The following is a 24384-nucleotide window of genomic DNA, read 5'->3' on the forward strand; positions in this document are numbered from 1 at the left end:
CCGGACAGCATGGAGTTGCACGACATCCCCTTGCGCGCGGTCCGCAAATACCGCCGGGACGGGTGGCGCGAACTCCTCCGGGAGGGGGCGGCCGTCCTGGTGGAGGACGTCCTGTTCTACCGCCTCGCCTACCGTCGGTACCTCCGCGGGCGGATCGACACGGTGTCGCGGTCGGACCTCCGGGCGGCCCCGGACTGCGTCGTCTCCGAGCCCCACGAGGGGTCGATGCGGATCAAAGCGAGTGGGGGGTTCCGCGGGCGGGCGACGCCCGAGCGCTACGACCCCGGCGACCGGTTCGTCTGTGAGGTCCCCGAGGCGACGGTGTTGGGGCCGGCCGGGCCGGGGGTGAACGCCGAGGGGCGCGTGGTCGTCGACACCGTCGCCACCCCGCCGCTCGGACCGCGACGGACCGGCGTCACCCTCGCGAAATCGATGCGCTCGAGCGGAGTCCGACGGACGCTCGATGCGCTCTCGGGGGGGCCGCCCCCGACGCCGGATCACCGCTTCGGGACCGCCGCGCTCGCGGTCCCGCCGTGGCTCAACTACTACCACTGGACGATGGAGTGTCTGCCCCGGATCCGGCTGCTCGAGCGCTACGGGGCGGCCACGGGTCGATACCCCACGCTCTTGGTCCCGCCGGAGCCGCCGGAGTGGGTCGAGGAGTCGCTCTCGCTCGTCGACTACGCCGGGGACGTCGCCCGCTTTGCGGGCGGGATCGCCGCCGTCGAGACGCTCGTCGTGCCCACGTTCCCGGACCCGACGCCCGCCGAGTGCGCGTGGCTCGGCGACCGAATGCGAGCGTCGGTATCGACGGCGGGAGCGGAACCGACGGCGGGAGCGAAACCGGCGGCGGAACCGACGGCGGGAGCGAAACCGGCGGGAGCGAAACCGGCGGCGGAATCGGGCGACGGCGACCGGAAACCGAACGACGACGGGCCGTCGGACGGCCACGGGGGAAGCGAACGCATCTACGTCGCCCGCGGGGACGCGACCGTCAGACGCGTCGCGAACCGGGACGAACTCCAGGGCGTGCTCGACCGGTACGGGATCGACACCTACCTCCCCGGCGAGTTGAGCGTCCGCGAGCAGGTCGCGCTGTTCTCGCGGGCCGACCTCGTCGTCGGTCCCCACGGCGCGGGCCTGACGAACGTCGTCTTCGGCGAGGACCTCGCCGTGGTCGAACTGTTCGGCGACAAGCGGATCGCGACGTTCGATCGGCTCGCGGCGGCCCTCGGCCACGAGTACGCCTTCGTCGAGGGCGAAGGGGTCGGGGTCGACGTCCGGGTCGACACGGCGGAACTCGACCGGGCAATCGCCCGCGTCCTCGACGAGGAATCCGCCGATCGAAAGGACTTATAAGTACCCGAGCTGTTCGAGGCGGTCCTTCGCAGGGACGGTTCCCGTTTCGGGCGTCCCAGAGGCAATCGATGCTCATACTGACGGACAAAAGAATGTACACACGACGCACGAGGATCACGCCGTTCGACGGAGCGAACAGCGGATCACTCGTGAGTCGGTTTCATTCGATTTCGTCCACCAGTATCAGTTCACACGGTAGAGATGCGTTCAGTGAATCGGTATCAGCGGGTGATTCTCTATAACGGGCCTCAGGAATCAACGCCTCTGGTAGGAATCTTCCGGTCGCCGGTGGCTCACCGATACCCGAGCGCCTCGAGTCGGTCCTCGACGTCTTCCTCGGAAGGCGATCGCTGCTCGACCGGCGGGTCGGCGCGGATCGCCGGCCGATCCGCGGACTCGACAACGAACCACGGCACCTGGACCAACTCGGGGAGGTAGACGCCGTAGGGGTGGCCGTACTTGCGCCGGGAGGGGATCGGCCGGAAGCGCTCGCCGACGAGGTTGCCGTGATCCGCCGACAGCACCGTCCGACCGGGGAGGGCGTCCGCCAACCCTCGGGCGTGATCGAGGGCGATATCGAGGTTCTCTCGGTAGGCATCCCAGACCACCTCGACGTCGAGGTCGTCGCCGTTGCGCAGGCGTTGCCAGACGGAGTCGCCCTCGACGGCCCCTCCGCCGTTGGGGCTACCGTTGGTGTCGGACGTGTCGGCCCGCCACCCCCGCGCGTCGATTCCCCGCCCCGTCTCGCCGATGAACGGGTAGTGAGGCTGCATGAAGTGGACGATCAGCCGCTTGTCGGGAAACCGGTCGCGGGCCGACAGGGCCGCCTCGACGACGGTCTCGGGGCGGACCGTCTGCAGGTCGTCGTCCCACTCGGCGAGCAGGTCGACCACGGCGTGAAACGTGCCGTCGTCGAGCCCCAACCGCGGCAGGTAGGGGTTCGTGTTGACGTACACCGTGTCGTGGAACGTCCCGTCCCCGAAGTTGCGCTCGAGAAACTCCTCGCTCGTCGACCCGAGCGAGATCCGCGACTCCAGGTGGCACTCGCCCCCGACGCGCCCGGCGACGGCGTCGGCGCGTTCGGCGAACATGTCGTACCGGCAGGCGTCCAGAAGGACGAGGGCGTCCCACTCCTCCGCGATCACGCGCGTTCCGGGACCGTATCGCGCGCGGAAAGCAAGGTTGTTGAGTTCGATCGGGACGTAGCCGAGCGTGGCCTTGGCCGTCTCCACCAGCCCCCGCGTCTCGTAGACGTGTTTCGCCCGCCGGAGGTGGTGTCGCATATGTGGGGGTTGCCCGGACGAACACAATAGCGCTGCGGTCGGTCGTCGGGGGTCGACGACGGGGGCGTCACCCACGACGATTCCGCGACGGCTGCCCGCGGGATCGAAGCGTCTTTCAGCGCTGCTTGCGGACTCATTTTCGAACCCTTAGTCCGTCATGAACCTGGGACAGACGTCGCTCGTGTACTTCCTCTCGCGATTGGCAGCGTCCGCCCTGGGGTTCGTGGCGACGGTGTACTTTGCCCGCCTGCTCGGCGCGGACGCCCTGGGGATCTACTACCAGGTGGTCGCCTTGGTCTCTTGGCTCGCAATCTTCGGGCAGGTCGGTCTCTCGGGGGCGGTCTCGAAACGGGTCAGCGAGGGCGACGACCGAAAGCGATACGCCGCGGCGGCGGCGGTATCGATCGGCGGACTCTTTGCGGTCCTCGCCGTCGCGCTCGCGCTGTCTCGGTCGTACGTCGACGCCTACGTCGGCTACCCGGCAACGGGCTACGTCGTCGCCTTGCTGTTCGCCACGCTCGCGTGGTCGACCGTCGCGTCGCTTCTGAGCGGCCTCCACCGCGTCGGCACGCAGGGAGCCCTCCAGACGGTGAAGACGGGGGGACGGGGGCTCCTCCAGATCGGCACCCTCCTCGCCGGGTTCGAGCTCGCCGGTGTGTTCTTCGGCTACGTCGGCGGGTTCCTTGTCGCGACCGTCTTCGGCGCGGCCGTCGTCGCCCGCGAGCTTTCGGGGATCGCGATCCCCCGACGGCGTCACTTCCGGAGCCTCGTAGAGTACGCCAAGTTCGCCTGGCTCGGGCGGCTCCAATCGCGGCTGTTCAACTACACCGATGTCCTCGTATTGGGGGTTTTCGTTCCGTCATCGCTCGTGGGCATCTACGCCGCCGCCTGGGGCATCGCGCAGTTTCTCATCCTCTTCGCCGGGGCGATCAGTTCGACGCTGTTCCCGGAGATGAGCCGCCTCTCGGCGGACGGGAGCCCCGAGGAGGTTCGTTCGCTCACCGAGGACGCTCTCGCCTACGCCGGATTGCTGTTGATTCCGGGGCTCGTCGGCGGGCTGATCGTCGGCGAGCGACTGCTGGCGATTTACGGCGAGGCGTTCCGGCGGGGGACGACGATACTCGCCGTGTTGATCGTTGCGAATCTGCTCATGAGCTATCAGAACCAACTTCTCAACACGCTCAACGCGATCGATCGTCCCGGTCGCTCCTTTCGGGTCAACGCCCTCTTCGTCGTCTCGAACGTGTCGTTGAACGTCGTCTTGATCTACCTGTACGGCTGGCTCGGCGCGGCGGTCGCGACCGCGCTCTCGGTCGCGGTCAGCCTCGTCGTCGCCCACCGCTCGCTCGGTGCGATCGTCGACTTCGCGATCCCCTACGGCGAGATCGGCCGCCAGTGGCTCGCCGCGCTCGTGATGGGCGGGGTCGTCCTCGCCGGCCGCTGGGTCGAAGACACCTACCGCCTCCTCGGCCACAACGTCGCCACCGTCGTCGCGTTGGTCGGCCTCGGTGCCGGCGTCTACTTTCTGGCCCTGCTCGCGCTCTCCGCGCGGTTTCGGGCGACCGTCGACCGGAACCTCCCGGTCGAGGTGCCCCTCGTGTCGGGATGACGACCCCGTGCTCCGGCCCGCGGACGCCGGCGGGGGTCGGGTCACGCCTCCCGCAACACGTCACGCCGGAGCAGCCCGTAGACGTATCCAAGCCCGACCGCCCCCGTAAACGCGACCATCGCGCCGACCCGTTTGAGCTCCGGGACCGACGGCCCGAGGACGCCCGCCTCGAGCCGGGACGGGATGCGCTCCGTGAGCAGCCGTTTCAAGAACGCGCTCTCGTTGCCCTGGCTGCCGGGATACAGGATCGCCAGCACGCGCTTGGAAAAGCCCTGCCAGAAGGAACGAAACAGCAGCCACCGGAAGTCGCCGCGGTACGCAAAGAGCTTGTGGTGGACGACGGCGTCCTCCGTGTAGATGACGCCGTGGCCGTAGCGCTCCCGCAGCCGGATGCCGACCGGGGCCTCGTGGGCCTGGACGTGGCGATCGCCCTTCCGGCCGGTGTTCGGGTCGTAGCCGCCCACGGAGAGAAACGCCGAGCGTCGATACGAGACGTTCGACCCGTAGGTGTTTCGCACCTCCTCGCCGTCGGTGGCGAAGCCCCGCTCCGTACAGCCGACGAGCCAGTAGAACTCCTCGGGGAAGAACTCGGGCTTGGCCGTCTGCCAGTCGGGGGCGACGTATCCCCCGGCGGCGAGCGTGTCGGTCGTCTCGTAGACGTCGACCAGCCGCTCGACCCAGTCCGGTTCGGCGACGGCGTCGTCGTCGATGAACGCGACGACCGTCCCCGACGCCAGCCGTGCGCCCTCCGTCCGGCTGTAGGAGATGCCGCGGTTCTCCTCGTTGCAGTGGAGAACGATGTCGCCGTCGAAGCCCGCGGCGGCGTCGCTGCCGGGGCCGAAGCGCTCCCGGACGTGCTCGAACACCTCGTCGTTGCCGTCGACGACGAGAACGACCTCCAGCTCCTCGTGGGTCTGTGCGAGCACGCTCTCGACCGCCTCGATGAAGGGCTCGAGGCGGTCCATCGCGTACGTACAGACGACGACGGAGACGTCCATTACTCGACCGGTTCAACGCCGCCGGGAATAAGCATTCTGAACCCGAGAAGGGAGCCCCCGGCGGCGGTCTCGGCGGCTACCCGAGATCGAGTTCGCTCTCGCCGGCGAGGATCCGATAGCTTTCGAGCGTCCCGGCCATCGGTGGCGCGTCCTCGTCGTCCTTTCTCTGCGTGCCGTAGTCCATCCACCGGCCCCCGGAGTAGCTGTACATCTCGAAGGCATCGTCCGTCTCGATCACGATGTCCACGACGGGCGTCTCGGGGGCGTCCGCCGGGACCGTCGCCGACCGAACCGCGCTGTCGGCGTCCATCACCCACACGGCGAGTCCGTCCGCGCCGAGTCGGTCCGCGGCCTCCGCCTCGGAGAGCGGCCCGTCCGGCCAGCCGTCCGCGGGTTTCGGTTGTTCCATACGGGCGGTACGTTCCCCACGGACAAAGGCGTTCGTGGCGGCGGTCGCGTCCGGGCCGGACGGCTACGCGATCGGCAACTCGACGACGAACACCGCCCCCTCGCGGTCGTCGCCCCCCGTGGAATCCCGTTCGCCCCCGTCTTCGACGCGGACCTCGCCGCCGTAGCGGCCGACGAGCGTCTCGACGAGATACAGCCCGAGCCCCGTTCCCTCGCTGTCGAGCCCCATCTCGCCCTGTTCGAAGATCCGCTCCCTTCGCGCCTCCGAGATCCCCGGCCCGTTGTCGGCGACCCGTACGGCCACGGCCTCGTCGCCGCAGGTCGCCGATACGACCACCTCGGGGACGTCCTTGTCGTTGTGCTGGATCGCGTTGGACAGCAGGTTCCGGAACACCGATTCCAACATATCGTCGGCACACACCGTGACGTCCGGAATCGACCCATCGACCCGCACTATCGCGTGCTCGTAGTTCGAGCGAACGTCGTCGATCTCGGCTTCGAGCACGGAACGAAGCGGCACCGGACGGTGCTCGGCGTCGGCCTGGAGCATCACCTGGGTTACGTCCCGTGCGGTCGTGGTGATGCCGACCGCGTCACGGGCCGCTTCGAGTATCTGCTCGAGGTACGCCTCGCCGTCCGCGTCGACGTATGCCCCCAGCATGTCGGCGTAGGCCAACACGAGCTGGAGGTCGTTGCGAATGTCGTGGCGGACGGCCTGGTTGAGCACTTCGAGGCTGTCGCGCTGTTCTTCGAGCCGTCTCTCGTACTCCTTGCGTTCGGTCACGTCACGGCCGTATCCGAGGACGACCGTCTCGCCGCTTTCCGGGAGTTCGTACGGGATCTTCGTCGTTTCGAGTATGCGGGTCTCGCCGTCGACGGTCGTCAGTTCCTCGGTGACGTTCATCGATTCGCCGGACTCGATGACCTCGATGTCGTCTTCGTGGAACGCTTCGGCCTCCTCGAGGTTCGGGATCACCGCCGACTCCGAGGCCCCCTCGATGGCTTCGGGCGTCGAGCCGTACGCCTCGGCGGTCGCCTCGTTCGCCAGCAGGTACTCGCCCTCGCGGTTCTTCAAGAAGAGCAGGTCCGGCACGAGGTCGATGATGTGTCGGAGTTCCTCTCGGGTCCGCTCGAGTACCCGCTCGTACTCCTTGCGCTCGGTCACGTCGATGTGGACGCCCACGGCACGGACCGGCTCACCGTTCCCGTCGCGGTCGACGATCCTGCCGACGTCCCGGATCCACTTCCAGTCGCCGTCGGCCGTCCGCATCCGGTGTTCGGTGTCGTAGTAGTCGGTCTCGCCTGCGATGTGTGCGTCGAGGGCCGCCTCGACATCGTCAACATCGTCGGGATGGACGCGTTTCTCCCAGGCGTCGAGGTGGGGCTCGATCTCATCGAGCGAGTAGCCAAGCATCTGCGCCCACTGTTCGTTGAATTCCATCTCGTCCGTGGTCATATCCCAGTCCCAGATACCCAGGTTCGCCCCCTCGACCGCGAGCTCGAGGCGCTCTTTGACCTCACGGAGCTCTCGCTCCCGTTCTTTTTGCTCCGTGATGTCGCGGACGACACAGACCAACGCCCCGTCCCCCACGCTCGTCAGCGACAGTTCCTGTGGAAACGTCGTTCCGTCCGCCCGGAGCCCGGTCGCCTCCCCCCGCCATTCTCCGGTCTCCTCGAGTGCGGGCAGGGCCGTCGACTCCAGTCGCTCGATCTCGTCGTCGGTATAGAGCATCCGCCACGTGTTCCCGATCAGCGCGTCCGGGTCGTCGTATCCGTAGACCGCAGCGTGGGCCTGGTTCGCGTAGACGTAGTGGTTTCCCTCGTCGATGATCGCCATGCCGTCCATCGACGCCTCCATCGCCTCCGCCCGTTCGAGTACTTCCCTGGCCCGCTTGCGGTCCGTGATGTCGACGTAGAGCGCGTGGGTGCCGACGATCTCGCCGTCGTCGCTTCGACGCGGTGTCGCCTGGAGAAGCGTGACCAGCCGTTCGCCCTCCGCCGTGACGAACGCGCGTTCTTGGGGGGTGAACTCCCCCTCGAGCGCCCGTTCGTACCCGCCCTCGTCGAGCAGCCGCTGTACCGACTCGTCGGTGTACAGCTCCGCGAGCGGCCGGTTTCGAAGCTCCGAAGCGGCGTATCCGAGTGTTTCGGCGAACCGCCGGTTGCAGTCCTCGATGACCGGTTCGCCGCCCGACTCGCGCGTGAACGCCATCATCACCGGCGCGTCCTCGAACAGCTCGCGGTACTGCGATTCGTACCGCTGTTGGATGCGAATTCGGTGGTACGCGTGTGCGATGGTCTCGGCGAACTCCCCGAGCAACGACCGCTCGTCGGCGTCGAACGCCGCCGGACGGTCCGAATAGACGTTCAATACCCCATGGAAGGATCCGTCGTATTCGATCGGCACGGCGGCGCTGGAGCGATACCCCCGTTCGAGCGCGTCCTCACGCCACGGACCGTATGCGGGGTTTTCGGCGATGTGTTGGACCACCTGGATCGAGCGCGTCTTGACCGCCTTCCCGGTCGGTCCCTGCCCGGTCGCGCTGTCGTCGACGGTGATCTCGACCTCGTCGAGATAGTCGGAATCCCGCCCGGCCGACGCCCGCGGCCGTATCCGATCGCGGTCGGTGTCGACGGTCCCGATCCACGCGAACACGTAGGGATCGGCTTCGGCAAGCCGCTCGCAGACCCTGGTTTCGACCTCCTCGCGGGTCCTCGCCCGGACGAGGTCGGATTGGATGTCCCTGACGAGGTCGGCGACGCGCTCGTACTCACTCGCCTGTCGCGTCTCGCTCGCGGCGACGATCCGCTGTGCGAGTGCTTCGAAATGGGCGGCCGAATCGTCCCTTCGCACGTAATCCGTGGCGTTCTCGGAGATCGCTTCGGATGCGACCGCCTCCGAACCGTCCCCCGTGTACAGAATAAACGGCACATCGGGCCGCCGGTCTCGGACCTCCGACAGAAGCGCCAGCCCGTCTATGCCGGACTCCCCGTGGTCCGAGAGCACACAGTCGACCGGCTGGCGGCGCAGGTGTTCGAGCGCGTCCTCGGCCGTCGCGACCGGCGTGACGTCGAGTCGGTCGTCCGCCCGTTGGAGCTTCTCGACCGTCTCTGCCCCAGTGCCGGATCCGTCGTCGACGGTTAGTACCTGGATCCGATCCGCCATTACCTCGTGGTGACACGAGAAATTGATGAGTCTTTTGATGCGGTACTGCCGGTTAGTATTTTACCCTCCGCCCCGGAGAGGCGGACGTGCAGGAGTACGAGCGCAAACAGCTCCTCGAACGGATCGGTCGGGAGGGATCGACGCTCGGCGTCGACATCCCCGAGCGGATCGAGATCCAGGGCGAGGAGATACGTCTCCGGGAGTTCGTCTTCGAAATCAAGCGCCGGGAGACGGTCCCGCCGGGCGAACGCGACCGCGTCGAGCGGGCCAAACGCAACCTGCGGCGCGAACGCCTCGAACGAAAGGAACTGATCGAGGCCGGCGAGATCGACTTCGAGGCGGGTGAACGGGCCGCCGGCGTCATCATCGGTATCGACCGGGCCCTGGAGGCCCTCGAGACCCTCGGCTCCGAAAGCGTCGCCCGGGAGGCCGAGCGGAGCGAAACCGCGGACACGAAACGCTGGATGGACTTCCTCAAGAAGGCGCTCGGACAGGACGACGGGCCGGAGGTGCGGGGACGGTGATCCGGGACCCGCGGACGGACGCGACGAGCGGGGGACGCCGATGAACCACAATGCCGCCGTCGCCGACCGACTGGAGGAGATGGCGGCTCACCTCGAGGCGCGCGACGTCGAGTACAAACCGAACGCCTACCGCCGGGCGGCCGATAGCGTCCGAAGCAACGCCGTCTCCGTCGACCGCCTCCACGCCGAGGGCGGCGAGGACGCCATCGCCGAGATCGACGACGTCGGCGAGGCGATCGCCGCGAAGACGGCGGAGTACGTCGAGACCGGAACGATCGGGGAACTCGAAGAGCTCCGCGAGGGCCTCCCCGTCGAGATGGACGCCCTGACGGCCGTCGAGGGCATTGGTCCCAAGACCGTCGCCTCGCTGTACGACGCCCTCGGCATCGAGACCCTGGACGACCTCGAGGCGGCCGCCGAGGCCGGGGAGATCCGGACGGTGAAGGGCTTCGGCGCGAAGACGGAGTCGAACATCCTCGAAAACATCCCCTTCGCCAGGGAGGCCAGGGCCCGGAGCCTGCTCGGGGACGCCCGCCCCGTCGCCGATCGTCTCGTCGCCTTCTTCGAGAGCCACGACGCGGTCGAAGCCGTCGAGACGGCCGGGTCGATCCGGCGGTGGCGGCCGACGATCGGCGACGTCGACGTGTTGGTGGCCAGCGAGGCGGGCGAACGCGTCGTCGACCTGTTCGCCTCCTGGGAAGGGGCCGACTCGGTGATCGAAGCCGGGAGCAACAAGGCCTCGGTCCGCGCCGAGGGCGAACGCGTCGACCTCCGCGTCGTGGTCCCGGGGGAGTTCGGCGCGGCCCTGCAGTACTTTACGGGCAGCAAAGACCACAACGTCGCGCTCAGGAACCGCGCGATCGGGATGGGGCTGAAGGTCAACGAGTACGGCGTCTTCGACGTCTCCGGGGTCGACGATCCCGACGGCGGCCAACGCGTCGGCGACCGGGTCGCGGGCGAAACCGAGGCGGACGTCTACGACGCCGTCGGGCTGTCGTTCGTCCCACCGGACCTGCGCGAGGACCGCGGCGAGATCGAACGGGCGGCCGAGGACGCCCTCCCGACACTCGTGGAGACGGCCGACGTCCGCGGGGACCTCCACCTCCATACGACCGCCTCCGACGGCTCGGCGACGGTCGAGGAGATGGTCGAGGCCGCCGCGGAGTACGGCCACGAGTACGTCTCCGTCGCCGATCACGCCACCGGGCCGGGGATGGTCGGCGGCGTCGGGCTGGACGACGACGGGCTGTTGGCCCACGCGGACGCGATCCGGGCGGCCGACGACGACGCGTCGATCGACGTCCTCGCCGGGGTCGAGGCGAACGTCGGATCGGACGGCTCGATCAGCGTCGGCGATGACGTCCTCGACGCGCTCGATTGCGTGGTCGCCTCGCCGCACAGCGCCCTCGACGGCGACGGCACCGACCGACTCGTCGCCGCGGCCGAACACCCCGCGGTCGATATCCTCGGCCATCCGACCGGCCGGCTGTTGAACCAGCGCCCCGGCCACGACGTCGACATCGAGCGGCTCGCGGCCGCGGCGGCGGCGCACGGAACGGCCCTGGAGATCAACGCCGACCCCCGGCGGCTGGACCTCGGGTCGAGACGGGTCAAGGCCGCGATCGAGGCCGGTGCGACGGTCGTGATAAACACCGACGCGCACGGGACGGGCGCCTACGCGAACGCGCGTTTCGGCGTCCACACCGCCCGTCGCGGGTGGGCGGAACCGGCCGACGTGTTGAACTGCCGGGACGCGGCGGGCGTTCGGGCGTTTCTCGGATGACCGGCGGAGTCCCCACGGGCGAGGGCGGGGGCGGGGAGACGCCGATCCGACCCGAGACCGACCGGCTGCTGCTCGACGTCATGCTCGGTACGCTCGCCGTCTACCTCCGGGTCTGTGGATACGATACGGCCTACGCCCTCGACCGCGGGATCGAGTCCGACGACCGCCTCGCCGCCCTCGCCGAGGCGGAGCGCCGACGGCTCCTCACCCGTGACGTCGAGTTGGCCGACCGCGTCGAGGGGGCGATCCTGCTCACGGAACGGGACGTCGAGGCGCAGGTGGCCGAACTCCGGCGGGCGGGCGTCGAACTCACCCCCGAGGAGGAGCCCTCCTACTGCGGGCGGTGTAACGGCCGGCTCCGGGAGGTCCCCCCGGACGCCGACACGCCCGAGTACAGCCCGGATCCCGACGAAACCGACTGCTGGCGCTGTCGGTCCTGCGGACAGCTGTTCTGGAAGGGAAGCCACTACGAACGGATGACGTCGGTACTGTCGTGACTCATACTGTCGGACGTAATTTCGTGAATACCTGAATCGTTCAGATAGACGAAACCGTACTGTGACACGACGCTCAGAGATTTTCGATTCAAGTAGTTACGTCCGACAGTATCAGACGGATCGTCGTCGCGCTACGACAACAGCCCGTCTCACGTATTCGGCGACCACTCGACGCAGGCCTCCATGTCGTCCATCGGCTCGTCGTAAAACCCACAGTAGGGGACGAGCGCCTCCTCCTCCGTTCGGACGTACCGAAAGTGCGCGCAGTTGCCGCAGTAGCGGTCGCTCATCGGTGCCGACGGCTCCTCGTCGAGGAACTCCGCGTCGTCGGAAACGCCCGGCTCCCGTATCGAGGCGGCGTCGGTACCCCCGTCGGTCGGACTCGGGGTCGGGCCGGCCGATCCGTCGGTCTGACCTGCCGTCCTGTCGGTCCGGGACCGGTCGCCGTCGGCTCCCGACGCCGACCGATCGCTGGCGGCCGTCCGTTCTCCCGACGACGGGCGGTTCGTCTGTGTCTCGGCCTCGCCGTCCGGCGTGGCACCGAACGTTCCGATCCCGCTGAGCCGACCGCGTAGCTCCTCGTTCGAGACCTCGACGATCCGGGTTTCGCCCCCCTTCGTGATCTCGAGCGACACCGTGCCGCCGGGATCGTTGCGTGCTTTGAAGCTCGCAACGGCGCTGAACAGACACCAGCTCGTGACGATCGCGCCGACGAAGTACGTCGCCGAGACGACGAGCGTCATCGTCGTATCGCCCGAGCCGCCGACCCAATCGACCGGGTACCAGCGGGCGAACATCCCGACGCCGGCCAGACAGACGACTGCCCCGACCGCGGCGGCCGACTGGAGTCGGCGCGAGGCCCTCGGCAACGCGACCACGGTCCCGAAGAGGACCGCCGGGAGCCCGATCCCGCCCAGTACGCCGGCCAGTTCGCGCGACTGATACTGCCCGAGCCCGAGAGACGAGCCGACCCCGGTCGACGCGACGACGAGGCCGGTCGTGACGAGTACGGCCCCGATCCCGAACAACGCGACACCAGCGTACAGCCGCCGGAGGCCGGCCCCACCGCCCCCCCTGTAGACCTCCGTGAGGCTAGCCATACGGGACGTACTTCGCCGACCCACAAAACACTATGTCAGACGGGCGCAAGACGGATCGCCGTTCGACCGCTACGGATCGGGGTGCGCGCCGCACGGATCGCCGTTCGACCGCCGCGCGCCGCACGGATCGCCGTTCGACCGCCGCGCGCCGCACGGATCGCCGTTCGACCGCCGCGCGCCGCACGGATCGACACGACGGGTCAAACGTCTCGGATCCGTTCTTCGGCGGCCGCGAGGGCGTCCTCGGGGTCGAACGAGTCGACGATCGCATCCAGCGTCCCGTCGTCGGCGTCGGCCAACTCAACCGCGTGTTCGATCATGTTCGGCACCGCCCGGATCAGGTTGTCGACGATCGGCACCGCCGCCGACCGCGCCGACCGCGACATCGGGTTGAGGTCGACGACGAGTTCCGTTTTGCCCATCGCGGCGAGCGCCTCGGCGCGGTCGCCGTCCTCGAGCGGCACCAACACGACGTCCGCCGCCCCGATCCCGTCGGCATCGACCTTCGCGCGCTCGTGGTCGAGACCGGGGATCCGGCCGTCCGCCGTCGATCCCTTGACGGTTTCGGCCCCGTGTTCGCGGAGGTGTGTCTCGATCCGTCCGATCCGTTCGTCGGTCCGGTTGAAGAGGTTGACCTCGACGTCGGCACCGGTCGCCTGGGCCAGGGCGACGATCTCACCCGGCGCGAGCGCGGCGACGTTGCCGTTGACCGACAACACCGGGTGGTCGGCGCGGAGCAGGTGGGCGGCGGCGACGCGTTCGGCGTCGTCGGCGCTGGGGATCGTCTCCTCCCCGAGCAGGTAATCGAACGCCTCGCCGCGACCCTGCGCGATGAGTCCCTGCCTGGACGTGAGCCCACGGTCGACGCCCGCCTCGATGCGATGTCGCGTCAGAAGCGACTCGTATCTGGGATGCGATTCCGGGATCTCCGGGCCGGTCATACCCCTCGTGGGGCGTCATCGACCAAAAGGCTCCCGTTCGTCGACGCTGCGGTCGCCGTTCGAACCCGCCGGCTTTAATCGCCGCCGCCGACAGTCCCCGACATGGACACTGACGAACTGCGGGCGACGCTCGGCGAGACCGGCGTCGCCGGCGTCGCCCTGTTGTGTCTCGGACTCGTGATCGTCGGCCGTGAGAACCGCCGTGCGGCGCTCGGTTCCGCCGCGGTCGTCCTCGGCAGCGGGCTGATATGCCACGGCCTCGTCGGCTCCGTCCTGTCGTCCATGGGGATGGGCTACGAGGACCTGTGATCGGTCGGCCCCCGTCGACCGAGCGACGTGCCGGTAGGGGGCCAAACCGACCGTATCACACCGAGCAGGTCTCCTCGTACTCGACCTCTTGGATCGACTCGATCCCGCCCTCGCCGCAGATCGGACAGTCCGGGCGCGGCTCGATGGCGATCTCCCGGAACGTCATATCCGCGGCGTCGTAGAATATCATCCGGCCATCGAGGGTTTCGCCGTACTCCAAGACGAGTTTGACCGCTTCCGTCGCCTGGATACAGCCGACCGTCCCCGGAAGCACGCCCAGGACGCCGGCGCTCGCACAGTCGGGGACGGTACCGGGCTCGGGGGCCTCCGGGAAGAGACACCGATAGCATGGGCCGCCCTCGGTGGCCTCGAAGGTCGTCACCTGCCCCTCGAAGCGCAGGATCGCCCCGTGGGCGAACGGGACGCCCGCGAGCGTGCAGGCGTCGTTGACCAGATACCGGGTGGCGAAGTTGTCCGAGCCGTCGACGACGACGTCGTAGGTCTCGAGCAACGCCTCGATGTTGTCGGCCTCGACTCTGGTCTCGTGGGATCGGACCGTCACGTCGGGGTTCTGTCGCTCGACGAACTCGCGGGCGGATTCGACCTTCGGGCGGCCGACGTCCGGGTCGCCGTGGATGACCTGTCGCTGGAGGTTCGAGCGCTCGACGACGTCGTCGTCCGCGATCCCGAGCGTGCCGACGCCGGCCGCCGCCAGATACTGAATGACCGGCGAGCCGAGCCCCCCGGCCCCGATACAGAGCACCTCCGAATCGAGCAGTCGCGCCTGGCCGGCGGGACCGACGTCGTCCATGATGATGTGTCTGGAGTAGCGATCGAGCTGGTCGGCGTCGAGAGCGAGTCCCGCCATATCCGTCCGTTACGCGTCCCGGTATAAAATGCGCTGGGTGTGTATACTGACCGCCGCCCGGTCGAGCATCGCCAAACCGTGCGAACGGTGACCGACGACGCCGGTACGACGACCCGTCTCAGGCCTCGCTTGCGTCGTTTTGCCGCATCAACACCACGACCGCGAACGGCGAGAGGAACGCGATGACGGCCGAGAGGCCGAACAGCGCGAAGACGCTGTTGTCGCCTTTCATCGCCGGCGGGACCTCCCCGTCGCCGCCGTCGCTTCCGTCGCCGCCGTCTCCGCTTCCGCTGCCGTCGCTTCCGTCGCCGCCGTCTCCGCTTCCGCCGCCGTCGCCACCACCGCCGCCGACGGTCATCTCCCCCTCCGAGACGTCCGGAACGCCCTCGCCGTTGCCGACCACGACCGCGCCTTTCATTCCGACGCTCGAGTGTGGGCTACAGACGTACGTACTGATGCCGTCGCTCTCGAAGGTGATCGGGTAGCGCGTTCCGGCTTCGTCGGCGAGGTCGCTTCCGTATCGCTCCCCGGTTTCCCGTTCGACGACGTTGTGGGTCCCCCCCTCGCCGGTCCACTCGAAGACGACGGTCGTGCCGACGTCGACGTGGACCGCCGGCGGCCCGAACGCGAGGGCGTTCTCGCCGGCACCGACCTCGACTGTCACCTCGTCCTCGCCGGTCATGTCGACCGTTCCGTCGTAGTTGTTCGCGTCCTCGAACCATCCGCCGTAGTCGAACTCCTCCTGTGCGTAGGTCGGTTGGGCTGCCCCCGTCGCCGCCGCGGCCGTTGCCGCACCGACACCGACACGGAAGAGATCGCGCCGGGTCATCCCGGCCCCGTCGTTAGTAGCCATTCGTGTCGGTCCTTGTCGGTCGGTTTATTTTTACTTTAGGATTGCGACGCACTGTCACTCCTCGTCGTCGAACTCGAGGGCGACGGAGTTCATACAGAAGCGCTTGCCCGTCGGGTCCGGGCCGTCCTCGAAGACGTGGCCGAGATGGCCCCCACAGCGCGCACAGACGACTTCGGTTCGGACCATCCCGTGGCTTCTGTCCTCTCTGAGTTCGACAGCGCCCTCTTTGGCATCGTAAAACGAGGGCCATCCCGAGTTCGAATCGAACTTCATCCCCGAATCGAACAGTTCGGCCTCACAGCCGGCACACCGGTAGGTGCCGTCCCCGTCCGTCCCGAGGTGGTCTCCGGAGAATTTCGGTTCGGTCCCCCGTTCGCGGAGGATCCGATACTCCTCGTCGGTGAGCACCTCGCGCCACTCCTCGTCCGTCTGCGGGACTTCGGACTCCATACCCCCGTTTCGGTCTCCAGCGGCTTTGCCGTTGTGGGGGCGGCCAACCACGGTGCGCCCTCGCCGTCGGCGGCCGGGACCGGGACGGGCCGTAAACCCAAAGAGGCCCCCGCCGTCGGCGGCCGGGGCCGGGACGGGCCGCAAACCCAAAGAGGCCCCCGCCGGTCGGTACGAACATGCGCACCGAAGCCGAGATTCGCGAGCGGATCGAGACACTGGAAGCCGAATACGACGACTACGACCCGCCGTCGTCGGAGTTCGAGGACACCGCCGAGGTCGCCGTCCTGCGGGCGATCGAAGAGCTCGAGTGGGCCCTCGAGGAGTACGACGGATCGGGCGGTTTCACGACCTCCTGATACTGTCGGCTATGATTTCGTGAAGCTATCGCGTCACCGTCGCGCGAATAGCTTGAGATAGGTATACCCGACAGTATGAGCGGCGAGGCTTTCGCTTTCGTAACCGCCGCGGCGACGGCCCCTCATGCCGCCGGCGTACGTTCTGACGCGATCGCGCCACCGGCGCGCGAATCGCGCGATACCGGGATCGCCGACAGTGTCACGCCTCGTCCTCGTGGCCGACGCCACTCCGAGTGTCGTCCTCGTGCGCGCCGGCACCGAAGAGGCGCTCTCGAATCCCGCGGTCGTGTTTCTTCTCCGCGAGCAGTACCGAACAGTCGACGTCGTAGAGCACGTCCAACACGAGCGACCCCCGGACGAGCCGCGAGAGCAGCCCCCGTTCGGTCGCGCCGATGACGAGCAGCGTCGCGTCGGCGGCCGCGCGAGCGATGTTCGCCTCGACGTCGCCGGTTTCGACCCGCAACTCGGTGTCGTCGAGGCCGTGTTCGTCCGCCCACGGTTCGAGGAACGCCCGACCCTCGGCCTCGTCGTCAGCGACGTGTAAGACCGTTACCTCCGAGCCGAACTCCGCCCGCAGGGTCCGAGCAACGGCGGCCGAAAGGTCCGAATCGGGGCCGCCGGCGGTCGGCAACAGGATCCGCGAGGGGTCGAAGCCGCGGTCACGGAAGACGAGGAAATCACACGGCAGTGAGTACGCGAGTTCGTCGATCGCCGACTCGGCGCGCCCGGGCGAGCCGTGGGCGTCCTCGCCCCAGCCCATCACGGTGACGTCCGCGCCGTAGGTTCGGGCGGCGTCGAAGATCTCCTCGAACGTCCGGTGTGAGAGGACGACGTGTGTCTCCACGTCGGCACCGAACGTCTCGGCGTCGGTCTGGGCACGCTCGAGGAGGTCGCCGGCGGCATCGTGGGCACCGCGGTCGCGGGCGGCCTCCAGTGACGTCTGATCGGGAACGTTTGCGATGTTGACCGCGACGACCGTCCCGTCGTTCTGTTTGGCGATGGCGGACGCGAGCGTGATGAGGTGCTGTTCGGTTGCGGGGTTCGAAAGCGGTACCATCACGCGGTAATCGTCACCCTCCGGCTGGACGGAGGTCGCCGCAGAGACGGCGACGTCGGGGAGTTTACCGGAGCGATCGAGAATCCAGCCGGCGAGGACGCCGCGGGACTCGACGCGGTTTCGCGCGTAGCCGAAGTACCAAAGCGCCGCGAAGACGGTCAGTCCGGCCGAGAGCACGATGACCCGCCATTCGATGTAGGCGATGAGCGCGAAGGACGTTACCGCTCCGACGAGCGGGACGAGGGGATATAGCGGCACCTCGAAATCGGGGTCATACCCCGTAGGCTCGGCCTCCCGCATCACGATCAACGCGACGTTCAAGAGACCGTAGACGATGAGGTGTAACACCGATCCCGCGGTCGCAAGTATCTCGAGGTTGCCGGCGAGCAAGAAGACGACGATGAGTAGACCGGTGAGGGCGATCGACTTGTAGGGCGTGCCGAAGCGCTCGTGGATCTCGTTGAGGCTCGGCGTGATGATTTTCTCTCGGCCCATCGCGAAGTTGATCCGTGAGGACGAGAGAATCGAGGCGTTCGCCGAGGAGGCCGTCGCGAGCAGCCCACCGAACAGCAACATCCCCCACCCGAGTACGCCCAGATCGAACCCGAGGGCGCTGTACTGGCCGAAGAGCAACTGTGCGGCGTCAACGACCGCCGTATCGTTGCCCGCGACGAGGTCGTTCGGTACCGCGGCTAACAACACGAGCAAGAAGAGCCCATAAACAACCGTCACGAGGACCACACTCCCGATGACTGCCCGGGGGAGGTTTCGACCGGGGTCTTTGATCTCCTCGGCGACCGACGTGATCTGGACGAAGCCGAGATACGAGACGAAAATGATGGCGGTGACGGGCAACACCTCGGCCGCCGCACCGGGCGGTGCGAGCGGCCGCAGCGAGTCGAGGTCGGCGTTGAACAGACCGACAACGGTAAACAGTCCGAGAATTCCCAAGAGCAAAAGCACGATGACGATCTGGAGGCCGCCGGTCTCCTTCGCGCCGAAATAGTTGACCGCGATGAAAAACAACGCCCCGACGAGGCCGATCACCTGTGCGGCCTCCAAGAACAGCGGGCCGACCGACAGGGCGGGCGCGCCGACGAGGGTGTTGACGTATTCGCCGAGGCCATACATATAGAACGCCGAGGCGAACGCGAGCCCGAGCCAGTTCGCCCAGCCGCTGATGGAGCCGAAAAGCGGCCCGAGTGCCTCGTTGATATAAAAGTACGCGCCGCCCGATTTCGGCATCGCGGTACCGAGTTCCGACGCCGAAAGTGCCGTAAACAGCGCGATGACGCCCCCGAGGACGAACGTAGCCGCGGCGAGCGGTCCGGCCCGGAGTACTGCCGTCCCCGGGAGGACGAAGATCCCCGCACCGATCATCGTCCCGACGCCGATGGTGAGGGCGGCCAACGGGCCGAGGTCCTTTGCGAGCTCCTCGTCACTCATCCGCTCTCACCCGCATGTCGGCGATCGAATATTCGAGAGATTGAGAAACGATGTCGGAAAAGCATGTCCGGCTGTTTCATCGCGTCGGGTTTATATATTCCTAAACGCCAACACCGTGGAACGACGATCGAACACTACCGCCGGTCGTCGGCCCCGACGCCGTCGAAAATTTATAAACCGAGGGGCGGTAATCCCGAACATGACGACTGCATCCGAATCCGGTCCCCGGCCTCTGCTCGCGCACGTCCTGTTGCCCGTCGCGAACGAGGCGGACGCGCTGGCGACCGCGACGGCACTCGAGCCGTACGGCCCGGAACGGGTGACGGCGCTCCACGTCGTCGAGAAGGGTGGCGGCGTCCCCGACAAAACGCCCGTCGAGCAGTCCGAAGAACTGGCCAAGGCGTCCTACGCCGCCGTTCGCACCGTCTTTCCGGACGCGGACGAACACACCGCCTACGCCCGTGACGTCGTCGGCGCGATCTTCGAGGCCGCCGAGGACGTCGATGCGAACGCCATCGCCTACCGATCCCGCGGCGGAAACCGAATCATGCAGTTCCTCTCCGGGGATCGATCGTTAAAGCTCGTTACAGACGCGGATCGACCCGTCATCGCGCTCCCGCACGACGGAGCATCCGAATGAACCGCGGAGGATGAGCAGCGTCGACGGGGGCAGTCAGTCGATGGCCCTGCGCTATCGCTTCCGAGCGTATCGCATCCCGATGTCATTCGCGGCGTCGTGATCGGCCCTTCGGCCGGCAGTAGCCGGTGGCCTCGACGCGACGATTCAAGCCCTTCGAGCCCCAAACGGCGGTATGCCCGAGTCCAGCCACGACCACGACGGCGACCTCGAAACCGCGACGCTCGGCGGCGGCTGTTTTTGGTGTATCGAGGCCGTGCTGAAGGAACTCGATGGCGTCCAGTCGGCGACATCTGGCTACGCCGGCGGCCACGTCGACGATCCGAGTTACGAGGCGGTCTGTCGTGGTCGGACCGGCCACGCCGAGGTCGTCCAGGTCGCGTTCGATCCCGGGACGATCGGCTACCGCGACCTGCTCGAGGTGTTCTTTACGGTCCACACGCCGACGACGCTGAACCGCGAGGGTCCCGACGTCGGCAGCCAGTACCGCTCGGCGGTCTACTACCACGACGACGACCAGCGCCGGACCGTCGAGGCGGTGATCGAGGACGTCGAACCACTGTACGACGACGACATCGTCACGGACGTCGAACCCCTCGAGACGTTCTACCCGGCCGAGGAATATCATCAGGACTACTTCGAGAAGAACCCGGACGATACCTACTGTACGGTCAACGTCAATCCGAAGCTGTCGAAACTGCGAGAGAAACACGCCGAGTTGGTGACCTGATACTGGTGGACAAAATCAAATGAAACCGACTCACGAGTGATCCGCCGTTCGCTCCGTCGAACGGCGTGATCCTCGTGCGTCGTGTACACATTCTTTTGTCCGTCAGTATGAGGCTATCGGGGCGGAGAGCGTCGAGACGAGCGCTGTCGCGTCGGACCGGGGAGTGCTGTCAGATCGGACCGGGGAGCGCTGTCAGGTCGGACCGGGGAGTGCTGTCAGATCGGACCGGGACGGCGCGCGCGTGCCGGACGGCCGCCGCCGCGAACGCCCTCGGGGACCCTCCGGTCTCACCCCCTGCGACACTGGGACAGTTCTTTGTATCGGTGGGGGGATGACTCGTATATGTACGACCGAATCCTGCTACCGACTGACGGAAGCCGAGGAAACAGCCGAGCGGTCGACCAGGCGATCGGCCTCGCCGGGGAGACCGACGCGGTACTTCACGCGCTCTTCGTCGTCGAGGACATCCCCTCCGCACCGGAGATGAGCGACGGCCAGTTCCAGGCGCGGCTCGAGCAGATCGGCGAGGAGGCGATCGAGGACATCCGCGCCCGCGCCGACGACGCCGGCGTCGAGATCGAAACCGCCATCGAGAACGGCGATCCCCACCGGGCGATCCTCGAGTACGCCGACGAGGAGGCGATGGATCTCGTCGTGATGGGAACCCACGGCCGCAGCGGACTCGATCGGTACCTGCTCGGCAGCGTCACGGAACGCGTCGTCCGGGCGTCGGACGTGCCGGTCCTCACCGTCCGCGTCGAGGACGACCAGGCCTGATACTACCGGACGTGATTTCGTGAACATCTGAATCGCCGCAGGTCCAGGCGTCCGGTAGAGCGTAGCTGTAGACTGGACCGCGATTCAAGTAGGTACGTCCGGCAGTATGACCGCGTCACCGATAGCCGAACGTCCGGAGCGAGGCCGATCCGGCCGCGACGGCGAGCGCGGCGGCGAGGGCCGCGACGAGGAGAAACGCCGGCGACGTCCGCACACCGTAGCCCGCAGCACCCACGGCGGCGAACGCCGAGACCGCGGTCAGCCAGATCCATCCGACCCCCACGAGCGCACCTCGGACGGTGATGATTCCGTCCCGGGAAGTGTCGTCCCATTCGCTGTCGGGGGTGTTCTGACTCCCGTCGGGGGCGTCTTGACCCCTGCTGAGGGCGTCTTGACTCCCGTCGGGGGGATCTCGGTCGACACCGTTACCCGCGGTATCTGCCCCCGTGATCTCCGCCCCTGGCTCTCCGTCGACCATACCAGACGGTGGGCGTCGGGACGGATAACTCGCCGCATCGGCCCACGGACGTACCACTGCCGATAGCTTATTGTCGGCGCGTGTGTCCACCTTCGAGTATGCCCGACATCTCCGTCTCCGAGGCACACCTCGAACGGCTCGAGGAGATCCGCGAGGAACTCGACGCCGTCTACGTCGGCGAATACGGAACCGTCCGGCCGGCTGACGCCCTGCAGTACCTGCTCGATACGTACACGCCGCCGGACGCGGGCGGCGGGGCCGACGCCGAGCCGGATCGCGACGCCGATGCTCGCGCCGACACCGACCCCTCGACACCGGGCGGAGAAAACGGCGGAGACGGCGATACCCCGGAGGACACCCTCCAGCAGGCCATGAGCCTGCTCGATGCCCACGGCGATCGCTGGCGCGAGTCGGGCGGCGACGAACCCTACGAAGTCGACCTCCCCGACGGATCCACGACGGGGGTCCGAACGAAGGACGACGTCAAGCGGCTCCTGTTCAAACACTGGCGGTGACGACACGTCCCCGTCGAATGCCGGCGGCGACGACACGTCCCCGTCGAATGCCGGCGGCGACGACACGTCCCCGTCGAATGCCGGCGGTGACGACACGTCCCCGTCGAATGCCGGCGGTGACGCTCTGGCCGCCCCGTCCGCCGCGGTGCCGTCTCCCGTTCACTCCAGCGGGGACGCCGCCTCGACCGACCGGCGCTCACGCATGACGTTCATGGCCGTGACGAGATCGGATCTGGTCACGATGCCGGCGAGCGATCCCGACTCGTCGACGACTAACAGCCGCCCGATGTCGCCGCTTCCGAGCCGCTGCATCGCCTCTACCGCCTCGGTCTCGGGCTGCACCGACTCCAGATCGGAACTCATCACGTCCCCGGCCGTGGTCGCCTGCCGGGCCTCCGGGTCGACGTCGCGGACGTCCTCGAGCGTAACGATGCCGACGAGCCGTCCCGAATCGAGGACCGGATAGCCGGTGTGACGCTCGCGAAACATCCGATCGAGCATCTCGGCGAGCGATTCCGTCGGTTCGACGGTCCGGAGTTCCCCGACCGGTGTCATCACGTCGCCGGCGCGAACCCCTTCGAACGTCGCTTTCAGCGCCGTCTGCCGCCCCTCCGCTGCCGCCGCGATGTAGACGAAGAACGCGACCGCGATCAAGAAGGGGTTGAACACGAGGAGCCCGAGAAACGCCAACACGACCGCGAAGGATTTCCCCACGGAGACGGCGATTTCGGTCGCCGCCACGCGGCTTCTGGTCCGCCCGAGTAGTGCCCTGAGCACCCGACCGCCGTCCAGCGGGAACGCCGGGATCATGTTGAACACCGCGAGAACGACGTTCAACACCGCCAGATACCCGACGACGAACCGCGCCGGATCCGACGGGATGGCGTCGAGAAACAGAACACAGCCGACGCCGATGGCGACGCTGACGACCGGCCCGCCGAGCGCGATCCACAGTTCGTGATTCCAGCGGTCGGGCTGTTCCTCGGGGCGTGCGATACCGCCGAGCAGCCACAGGGTGATCGATTCGATCCCGTAGCCGTATCGCCGTGCGACGGCCGCGTGGCCCAGTTCGTGGAGCAGTACGCAGACGAAAAGTCCGATCGCCGCCGCGAACCCGATGATCCACGGCAGCATCCCCTCGGTCAGCACGTCGACGTCGAGGCCGGCGTCGAGAGTGACGTTGAGCGCGTCTGCCGCCTCGGGCATCCCGCTGGCGATGAGATACGCCATCACGGGCAGGATCAAAAGAAGCGTGACGTCGAGTTTGATCGGGATCCCGGCGATGGATCCGATCCGAAACCCTTTGAACATACCTAACTCCTCACACAGGACGGCAAAGAACTTTTTTCATAGAAATCCGGACGCGAGCCGAGCGTACCTCACCCCGAAACCGGCAGTGAGCGCCGGCATATCGGGTGGATCCGAGCGCGAACCGTACGTTTCTTACCCGGCTGCCGCGTTCCCGTACTCACATGGACGAGACCGTATTGCTCACCGGGGCGAAAGGATCGGTCGGAACGGCCATCCGAGAAGGGCTGGCCGACGAGTACGACTGGCGATACCTGTTTCACAATCCGCCGCCGTTCGACCCCGACCATCCCCATCTCGTCGGCGACGTCACCGACGAGGCCCTCGTGGCCGAGGCCTGCGAGGACGTGGAGGCGGTGATCCACCTGGCCGGGGACCCCCGGCGGGACGCCCCCTGGGATTCGGTCCTCGAAAACAACATCCACGGGACGAAACTGCTCTACGACGCCGCCGTCGACGCGGGCGTCGAGACGTTCGTCTTCGCCTCCTCGAACCACGCCGTCGGCCACTTCGAGACCGACCGGAAGCCGGACCTCTATCGGGCCGACGACGACTTCCGACTCGACGGGACCGAGCTCCCCCGCCCCGGCAACCACTACGGGATCTCGAAGGCGGCCGGCGAGACCATCGGGCGGTACTATCACGACGAGTACGGCATCGACGTCTGTAACATTCGGATCGGAAACCTCACCCGGAACCACCCGCCGATCGACTACGAGCGCGGACAGGCGATGTGGCTCTCCTACCGCGATTGTGCCCACATCCACGACCGTGCACTGTGTGCCAACTACGACTACGAGATCGTCTACGGCATCTCCGATAACGACCGCAAGTACTACTCCCTAGAGCGCGCGAAGGAGGCGTTGGGCTACGAGCCACGGGACAACTCCGCGGAGTGGGACGGCGAGGATCGGGACACGCCGAGTGGGTGA

General features: G+C 67.5%; 24 protein-coding genes and 1 pseudogene. 12 read left to right on the forward strand and 13 right to left on the reverse strand.

The window, feature by feature from the left end; translation table 11 throughout:
• The first annotated feature begins 9 nt into the window (after positions 1 to 9).
• Positions 10 to 1359 carry a glycosyltransferase family 61 protein gene (locus tag HZR14_RS09855; protein ID WP_181692700.1) on the forward strand — a complete coding sequence of 450 codons (1350 nt, stop codon included), beginning with the start codon at positions 10 to 12 and terminating at the stop codon, positions 1357 to 1359.
• Between the two features lie 293 nt (positions 1360 to 1652).
• On the opposite strand, the gene HZR14_RS09860 is transcribed toward HZR14_RS09855, so the two are convergent.
• Positions 1653 to 2642 (reverse strand): hypothetical protein, encoded by a 990-nt coding sequence (locus HZR14_RS09860; protein ID WP_181692701.1) that lies wholly within the window; start codon positions 2640 to 2642, stop codon positions 1653 to 1655.
• Positions 2643 to 2799: 157 nt separating this feature from the next.
• Here HZR14_RS09860 and HZR14_RS09865 point away from each other — a divergent pair, with 157 nt between their 5' ends.
• Positions 2800 to 4251: an oligosaccharide flippase family protein gene (locus HZR14_RS09865; protein WP_181692702.1), complete on the forward strand. Its 1452-nt coding sequence runs from the start codon at positions 2800 to 2802 to the stop codon at positions 4249 to 4251.
• A 41-nt stretch (positions 4252 to 4292) separates the two neighbouring features.
• Here HZR14_RS09865 and aglG read toward each other — a convergent pair whose 3' ends face one another.
• The 4 genes and pseudogenes from aglG to HZR14_RS14740 form a co-directional block, all read right to left on the reverse strand.
• Complete coding sequence (gene aglG / locus HZR14_RS09870; protein WP_181692703.1) at positions 4293 to 5249, reverse strand: glucosyl-dolichyl phosphate glucuronosyltransferase; 957 nt, start codon at positions 5247 to 5249, stop codon at positions 4293 to 4295.
• Between the two features lie 76 nt (positions 5250 to 5325).
• Positions 5326 to 5658: a hypothetical protein gene (locus HZR14_RS09875; protein WP_181692704.1), complete on the reverse strand. Its 333-nt coding sequence runs from the start codon at positions 5656 to 5658 to the stop codon at positions 5326 to 5328.
• A gap of 63 nt (positions 5659 to 5721) precedes the next feature.
• Complete coding sequence (locus HZR14_RS14735) at positions 5722 to 7515, reverse strand: PAS domain S-box protein (RefSeq protein WP_489675580.1); 1794 nt, start codon at positions 7513 to 7515, stop codon at positions 5722 to 5724.
• Between the two features lie 27 nt (positions 7516 to 7542).
• Positions 7543 to 8823 (reverse strand): annotated as a pseudogene (locus HZR14_RS14740) (GAF domain-containing protein); the annotation flags it as partial.
• A gap of 86 nt (positions 8824 to 8909) precedes the next feature.
• On the opposite strand from HZR14_RS14740, the gene HZR14_RS09885 reads away from it, so the two are divergent.
• Genes HZR14_RS09885 through HZR14_RS09895 form a run of 3 tightly spaced genes read left to right on the forward strand, consistent with a single transcriptional unit; the run spans position 8910 to position 11627 of the window.
• Positions 8910 to 9347: a DUF5788 family protein gene (locus tag HZR14_RS09885; RefSeq protein WP_181692706.1), complete on the forward strand. Its 438-nt coding sequence runs from the start codon at positions 8910 to 8912 to the stop codon at positions 9345 to 9347.
• Positions 9348 to 9387: 40 nt separating this feature from the next.
• Complete coding sequence (locus HZR14_RS09890) at positions 9388 to 11130, forward strand: DNA polymerase/3'-5' exonuclease PolX (protein ID WP_181692707.1); 1743 nt, start codon at positions 9388 to 9390, stop codon at positions 11128 to 11130.
• Positions 11127 to 11627 (forward strand): Mut7-C RNAse domain-containing protein, encoded by a 501-nt coding sequence (locus tag HZR14_RS09895; protein ID WP_181692708.1) that lies wholly within the window; start codon positions 11127 to 11129, stop codon positions 11625 to 11627. The genes HZR14_RS09890 and HZR14_RS09895 overlap by 4 nt, the downstream gene beginning before the upstream one ends.
• A 149-nt stretch (positions 11628 to 11776) precedes the next feature.
• Here the strand turns inward: HZR14_RS09895 and HZR14_RS09900 are convergent, their stop codons facing one another.
• Together HZR14_RS09900 and HZR14_RS09905 are read right to left on the reverse strand one after the other, a co-directional pair.
• The gene (locus HZR14_RS09900) at positions 11777 to 12727 is read right to left on the reverse strand and encodes a cell division protein CdpA domain-containing protein (protein ID WP_181692709.1); all 951 of its coding nucleotides are present in this window, start codon (positions 12725 to 12727) and stop codon (positions 11777 to 11779) included.
• Between the two features lie 200 nt (positions 12728 to 12927).
• Positions 12928 to 13668: a 4-phosphopantoate--beta-alanine ligase gene (locus tag HZR14_RS09905; protein WP_181692710.1), complete on the reverse strand. Its 741-nt coding sequence runs from the start codon at positions 13666 to 13668 to the stop codon at positions 12928 to 12930.
• Between the two features lie 102 nt (positions 13669 to 13770).
• On the opposite strand from HZR14_RS09905, the gene HZR14_RS09910 reads away from it, so the two are divergent.
• Entirely contained in the window at positions 13771 to 13977 is a 207-nt protein-coding gene (locus HZR14_RS09910; protein ID WP_181692711.1) for a DUF7470 family protein, read from the forward strand.
• 55 nt (positions 13978 to 14032) lie between these two features.
• Here HZR14_RS09910 and ubaA read toward each other — a convergent pair whose 3' ends face one another.
• From ubaA to msrB, 3 genes are all read right to left on the reverse strand, one after another.
• The gene (ubaA, locus tag HZR14_RS09915; RefSeq protein ID WP_181692712.1) at positions 14033 to 14845 is read right to left on the reverse strand and encodes an SAMP-activating enzyme E1; all 813 of its coding nucleotides are present in this window, start codon (positions 14843 to 14845) and stop codon (positions 14033 to 14035) included.
• A gap of 118 nt (positions 14846 to 14963) precedes the next feature.
• The gene (locus tag HZR14_RS09920) at positions 14964 to 15698 is read right to left on the reverse strand and encodes a halocyanin domain-containing protein (protein ID WP_255479229.1); all 735 of its coding nucleotides are present in this window, start codon (positions 15696 to 15698) and stop codon (positions 14964 to 14966) included.
• Positions 15699 to 15752: 54 nt separating this feature from the next.
• Entirely contained in the window at positions 15753 to 16148 is a 396-nt protein-coding gene (msrB, locus tag HZR14_RS09925; protein WP_181692713.1) for a peptide-methionine (R)-S-oxide reductase MsrB, read from the reverse strand.
• Positions 16149 to 16324: 176 nt separating this feature from the next.
• On the opposite strand from msrB, the gene HZR14_RS09930 reads away from it, so the two are divergent.
• Entirely contained in the window at positions 16325 to 16504 is a 180-nt protein-coding gene (locus tag HZR14_RS09930; protein WP_181692714.1) for a hypothetical protein, read from the forward strand.
• A gap of 199 nt (positions 16505 to 16703) precedes the next feature.
• Here the strand turns inward: HZR14_RS09930 and HZR14_RS09935 are convergent, their stop codons facing one another.
• On the reverse strand, positions 16704 to 19007 hold the full coding sequence (locus tag HZR14_RS09935; protein ID WP_181692715.1) for an amino acid permease: 2304 nt from the start codon (positions 19005 to 19007) through the stop codon (positions 16704 to 16706).
• 199 nt (positions 19008 to 19206) lie between these two features.
• On the opposite strand from HZR14_RS09935, the gene HZR14_RS09940 reads away from it, so the two are divergent.
• From HZR14_RS09940 to HZR14_RS09950, 3 genes are all read left to right on the forward strand, one after another.
• Positions 19207 to 19647 carry a universal stress protein gene (locus HZR14_RS09940; protein ID WP_181692716.1) on the forward strand — a complete coding sequence of 147 codons (441 nt, stop codon included), beginning with the start codon at positions 19207 to 19209 and terminating at the stop codon, positions 19645 to 19647.
• A gap of 172 nt (positions 19648 to 19819) precedes the next feature.
• Complete coding sequence (gene msrA, locus HZR14_RS09945; RefSeq protein ID WP_181692717.1) at positions 19820 to 20374, forward strand: peptide-methionine (S)-S-oxide reductase MsrA; 555 nt, start codon at positions 19820 to 19822, stop codon at positions 20372 to 20374.
• Between the two features lie 342 nt (positions 20375 to 20716).
• Entirely contained in the window at positions 20717 to 21151 is a 435-nt protein-coding gene (locus tag HZR14_RS09950) for a universal stress protein (protein ID WP_181692718.1), read from the forward strand.
• Positions 21152 to 21266: 115 nt separating this feature from the next.
• Here the strand turns inward: HZR14_RS09950 and HZR14_RS09955 are convergent, their stop codons facing one another.
• Positions 21267 to 21629 (reverse strand): hypothetical protein, encoded by a 363-nt coding sequence (locus tag HZR14_RS09955; RefSeq protein WP_181692719.1) that lies wholly within the window; start codon positions 21627 to 21629, stop codon positions 21267 to 21269.
• Between the two features lie 98 nt (positions 21630 to 21727).
• Here HZR14_RS09955 and HZR14_RS09960 point away from each other — a divergent pair, with 98 nt between their 5' ends.
• Positions 21728 to 22144: a hypothetical protein gene (locus tag HZR14_RS09960; RefSeq protein WP_181692720.1), complete on the forward strand. Its 417-nt coding sequence runs from the start codon at positions 21728 to 21730 to the stop codon at positions 22142 to 22144.
• A 159-nt stretch (positions 22145 to 22303) separates the two neighbouring features.
• Here HZR14_RS09960 and HZR14_RS09965 read toward each other — a convergent pair whose 3' ends face one another.
• Positions 22304 to 23455, reverse strand: a complete 1152-nt coding sequence (locus tag HZR14_RS09965; RefSeq protein ID WP_181692721.1) for a CBS domain-containing protein — start codon at positions 23453 to 23455, stop codon at positions 22304 to 22306.
• 161 nt (positions 23456 to 23616) lie between these two features.
• On the opposite strand from HZR14_RS09965, the gene azf reads away from it, so the two are divergent.
• Entirely contained in the window at positions 23617 to 24384 is a 768-nt protein-coding gene (gene azf / locus HZR14_RS09970; protein ID WP_181692722.1) for an NAD-dependent glucose-6-phosphate dehydrogenase Azf, read from the forward strand.

It is taken from the genome of Natronomonas salinimetallica (genome assembly GCF_013839515.1).
Lineage (GTDB): Archaea > Halobacteriota > Halobacteria > Halobacteriales > Haloarculaceae > Natronomonas.

What these genes read in the sequence shown, in the direction of transcription:
- msrA (WP_181692717.1), top strand. Translation starts at nt 19,820, where the DNA reads ATGCCCGAGTCCAGCCACGACCACGACGGCGACCTCGAAACCGCGACG.
- msrB (WP_181692713.1), bottom strand. Translation starts at nt 16,148, where the DNA reads ATGGAGTCCGAAGTCCCGCAGACGGACGAGGAGTGGCGCGAGGTGCTC.
- HZR14_RS09960 (WP_181692720.1), top strand. Translation starts at nt 21,728, where the DNA reads ATGCCCGACATCTCCGTCTCCGAGGCACACCTCGAACGGCTCGAGGAG.
- HZR14_RS09950 (WP_181692718.1), top strand. Translation starts at nt 20,717, where the DNA reads ATGTACGACCGAATCCTGCTACCGACTGACGGAAGCCGAGGAAACAGC.
- HZR14_RS09935 (WP_181692715.1), bottom strand. Translation starts at nt 19,007, where the DNA reads ATGAGTGACGAGGAGCTCGCAAAGGACCTCGGCCCGTTGGCCGCCCTC.
- aglG (WP_181692703.1), bottom strand. Translation starts at nt 5,249, where the DNA reads ATGGACGTCTCCGTCGTCGTCTGTACGTACGCGATGGACCGCCTCGAG.
- HZR14_RS09855 (WP_181692700.1), top strand. Translation starts at nt 10, where the DNA reads ATGGAGTTGCACGACATCCCCTTGCGCGCGGTCCGCAAATACCGCCGG.
- HZR14_RS14735 (WP_489675580.1), bottom strand. Translation starts at nt 7,515, where the DNA reads ATGGAGGCGTCGATGGACGGCATGGCGATCATCGACGAGGGAAACCAC.
- HZR14_RS09910 (WP_181692711.1), top strand. Translation starts at nt 13,771, where the DNA reads ATGGACACTGACGAACTGCGGGCGACGCTCGGCGAGACCGGCGTCGCC.
- HZR14_RS09895 (WP_181692708.1), top strand. Translation starts at nt 11,127, where the DNA reads ATGACCGGCGGAGTCCCCACGGGCGAGGGCGGGGGCGGGGAGACGCCG.
- ubaA (WP_181692712.1), bottom strand. Translation starts at nt 14,845, where the DNA reads ATGGCGGGACTCGCTCTCGACGCCGACCAGCTCGATCGCTACTCCAGA.
- HZR14_RS09875 (WP_181692704.1), bottom strand. Translation starts at nt 5,658, where the DNA reads ATGGAACAACCGAAACCCGCGGACGGCTGGCCGGACGGGCCGCTCTCC.
- HZR14_RS09955 (WP_181692719.1), bottom strand. Translation starts at nt 21,629, where the DNA reads ATGGTCGACGGAGAGCCAGGGGCGGAGATCACGGGGGCAGATACCGCG.
- azf (WP_181692722.1), top strand. Translation starts at nt 23,617, where the DNA reads ATGGACGAGACCGTATTGCTCACCGGGGCGAAAGGATCGGTCGGAACG.
- HZR14_RS09890 (WP_181692707.1), top strand. Translation starts at nt 9,388, where the DNA reads ATGAACCACAATGCCGCCGTCGCCGACCGACTGGAGGAGATGGCGGCT.
- HZR14_RS09940 (WP_181692716.1), top strand. Translation starts at nt 19,207, where the DNA reads ATGACGACTGCATCCGAATCCGGTCCCCGGCCTCTGCTCGCGCACGTC.
- HZR14_RS09905 (WP_181692710.1), bottom strand. Translation starts at nt 13,668, where the DNA reads ATGACCGGCCCGGAGATCCCGGAATCGCATCCCAGATACGAGTCGCTT.
- HZR14_RS09965 (WP_181692721.1), bottom strand. Translation starts at nt 23,455, where the DNA reads ATGTTCAAAGGGTTTCGGATCGGATCCATCGCCGGGATCCCGATCAAA.
- HZR14_RS09900 (WP_181692709.1), bottom strand. Translation starts at nt 12,727, where the DNA reads ATGGCTAGCCTCACGGAGGTCTACAGGGGGGGCGGTGGGGCCGGCCTC.
- HZR14_RS09920 (WP_255479229.1), bottom strand. Translation starts at nt 15,698, where the DNA reads ATGGCTACTAACGACGGGGCCGGGATGACCCGGCGCGATCTCTTCCGT.
- HZR14_RS09865 (WP_181692702.1), top strand. Translation starts at nt 2,800, where the DNA reads ATGAACCTGGGACAGACGTCGCTCGTGTACTTCCTCTCGCGATTGGCA.
- HZR14_RS09930 (WP_181692714.1), top strand. Translation starts at nt 16,325, where the DNA reads ATGCGCACCGAAGCCGAGATTCGCGAGCGGATCGAGACACTGGAAGCC.
- HZR14_RS09860 (WP_181692701.1), bottom strand. Translation starts at nt 2,642, where the DNA reads ATGCGACACCACCTCCGGCGGGCGAAACACGTCTACGAGACGCGGGGG.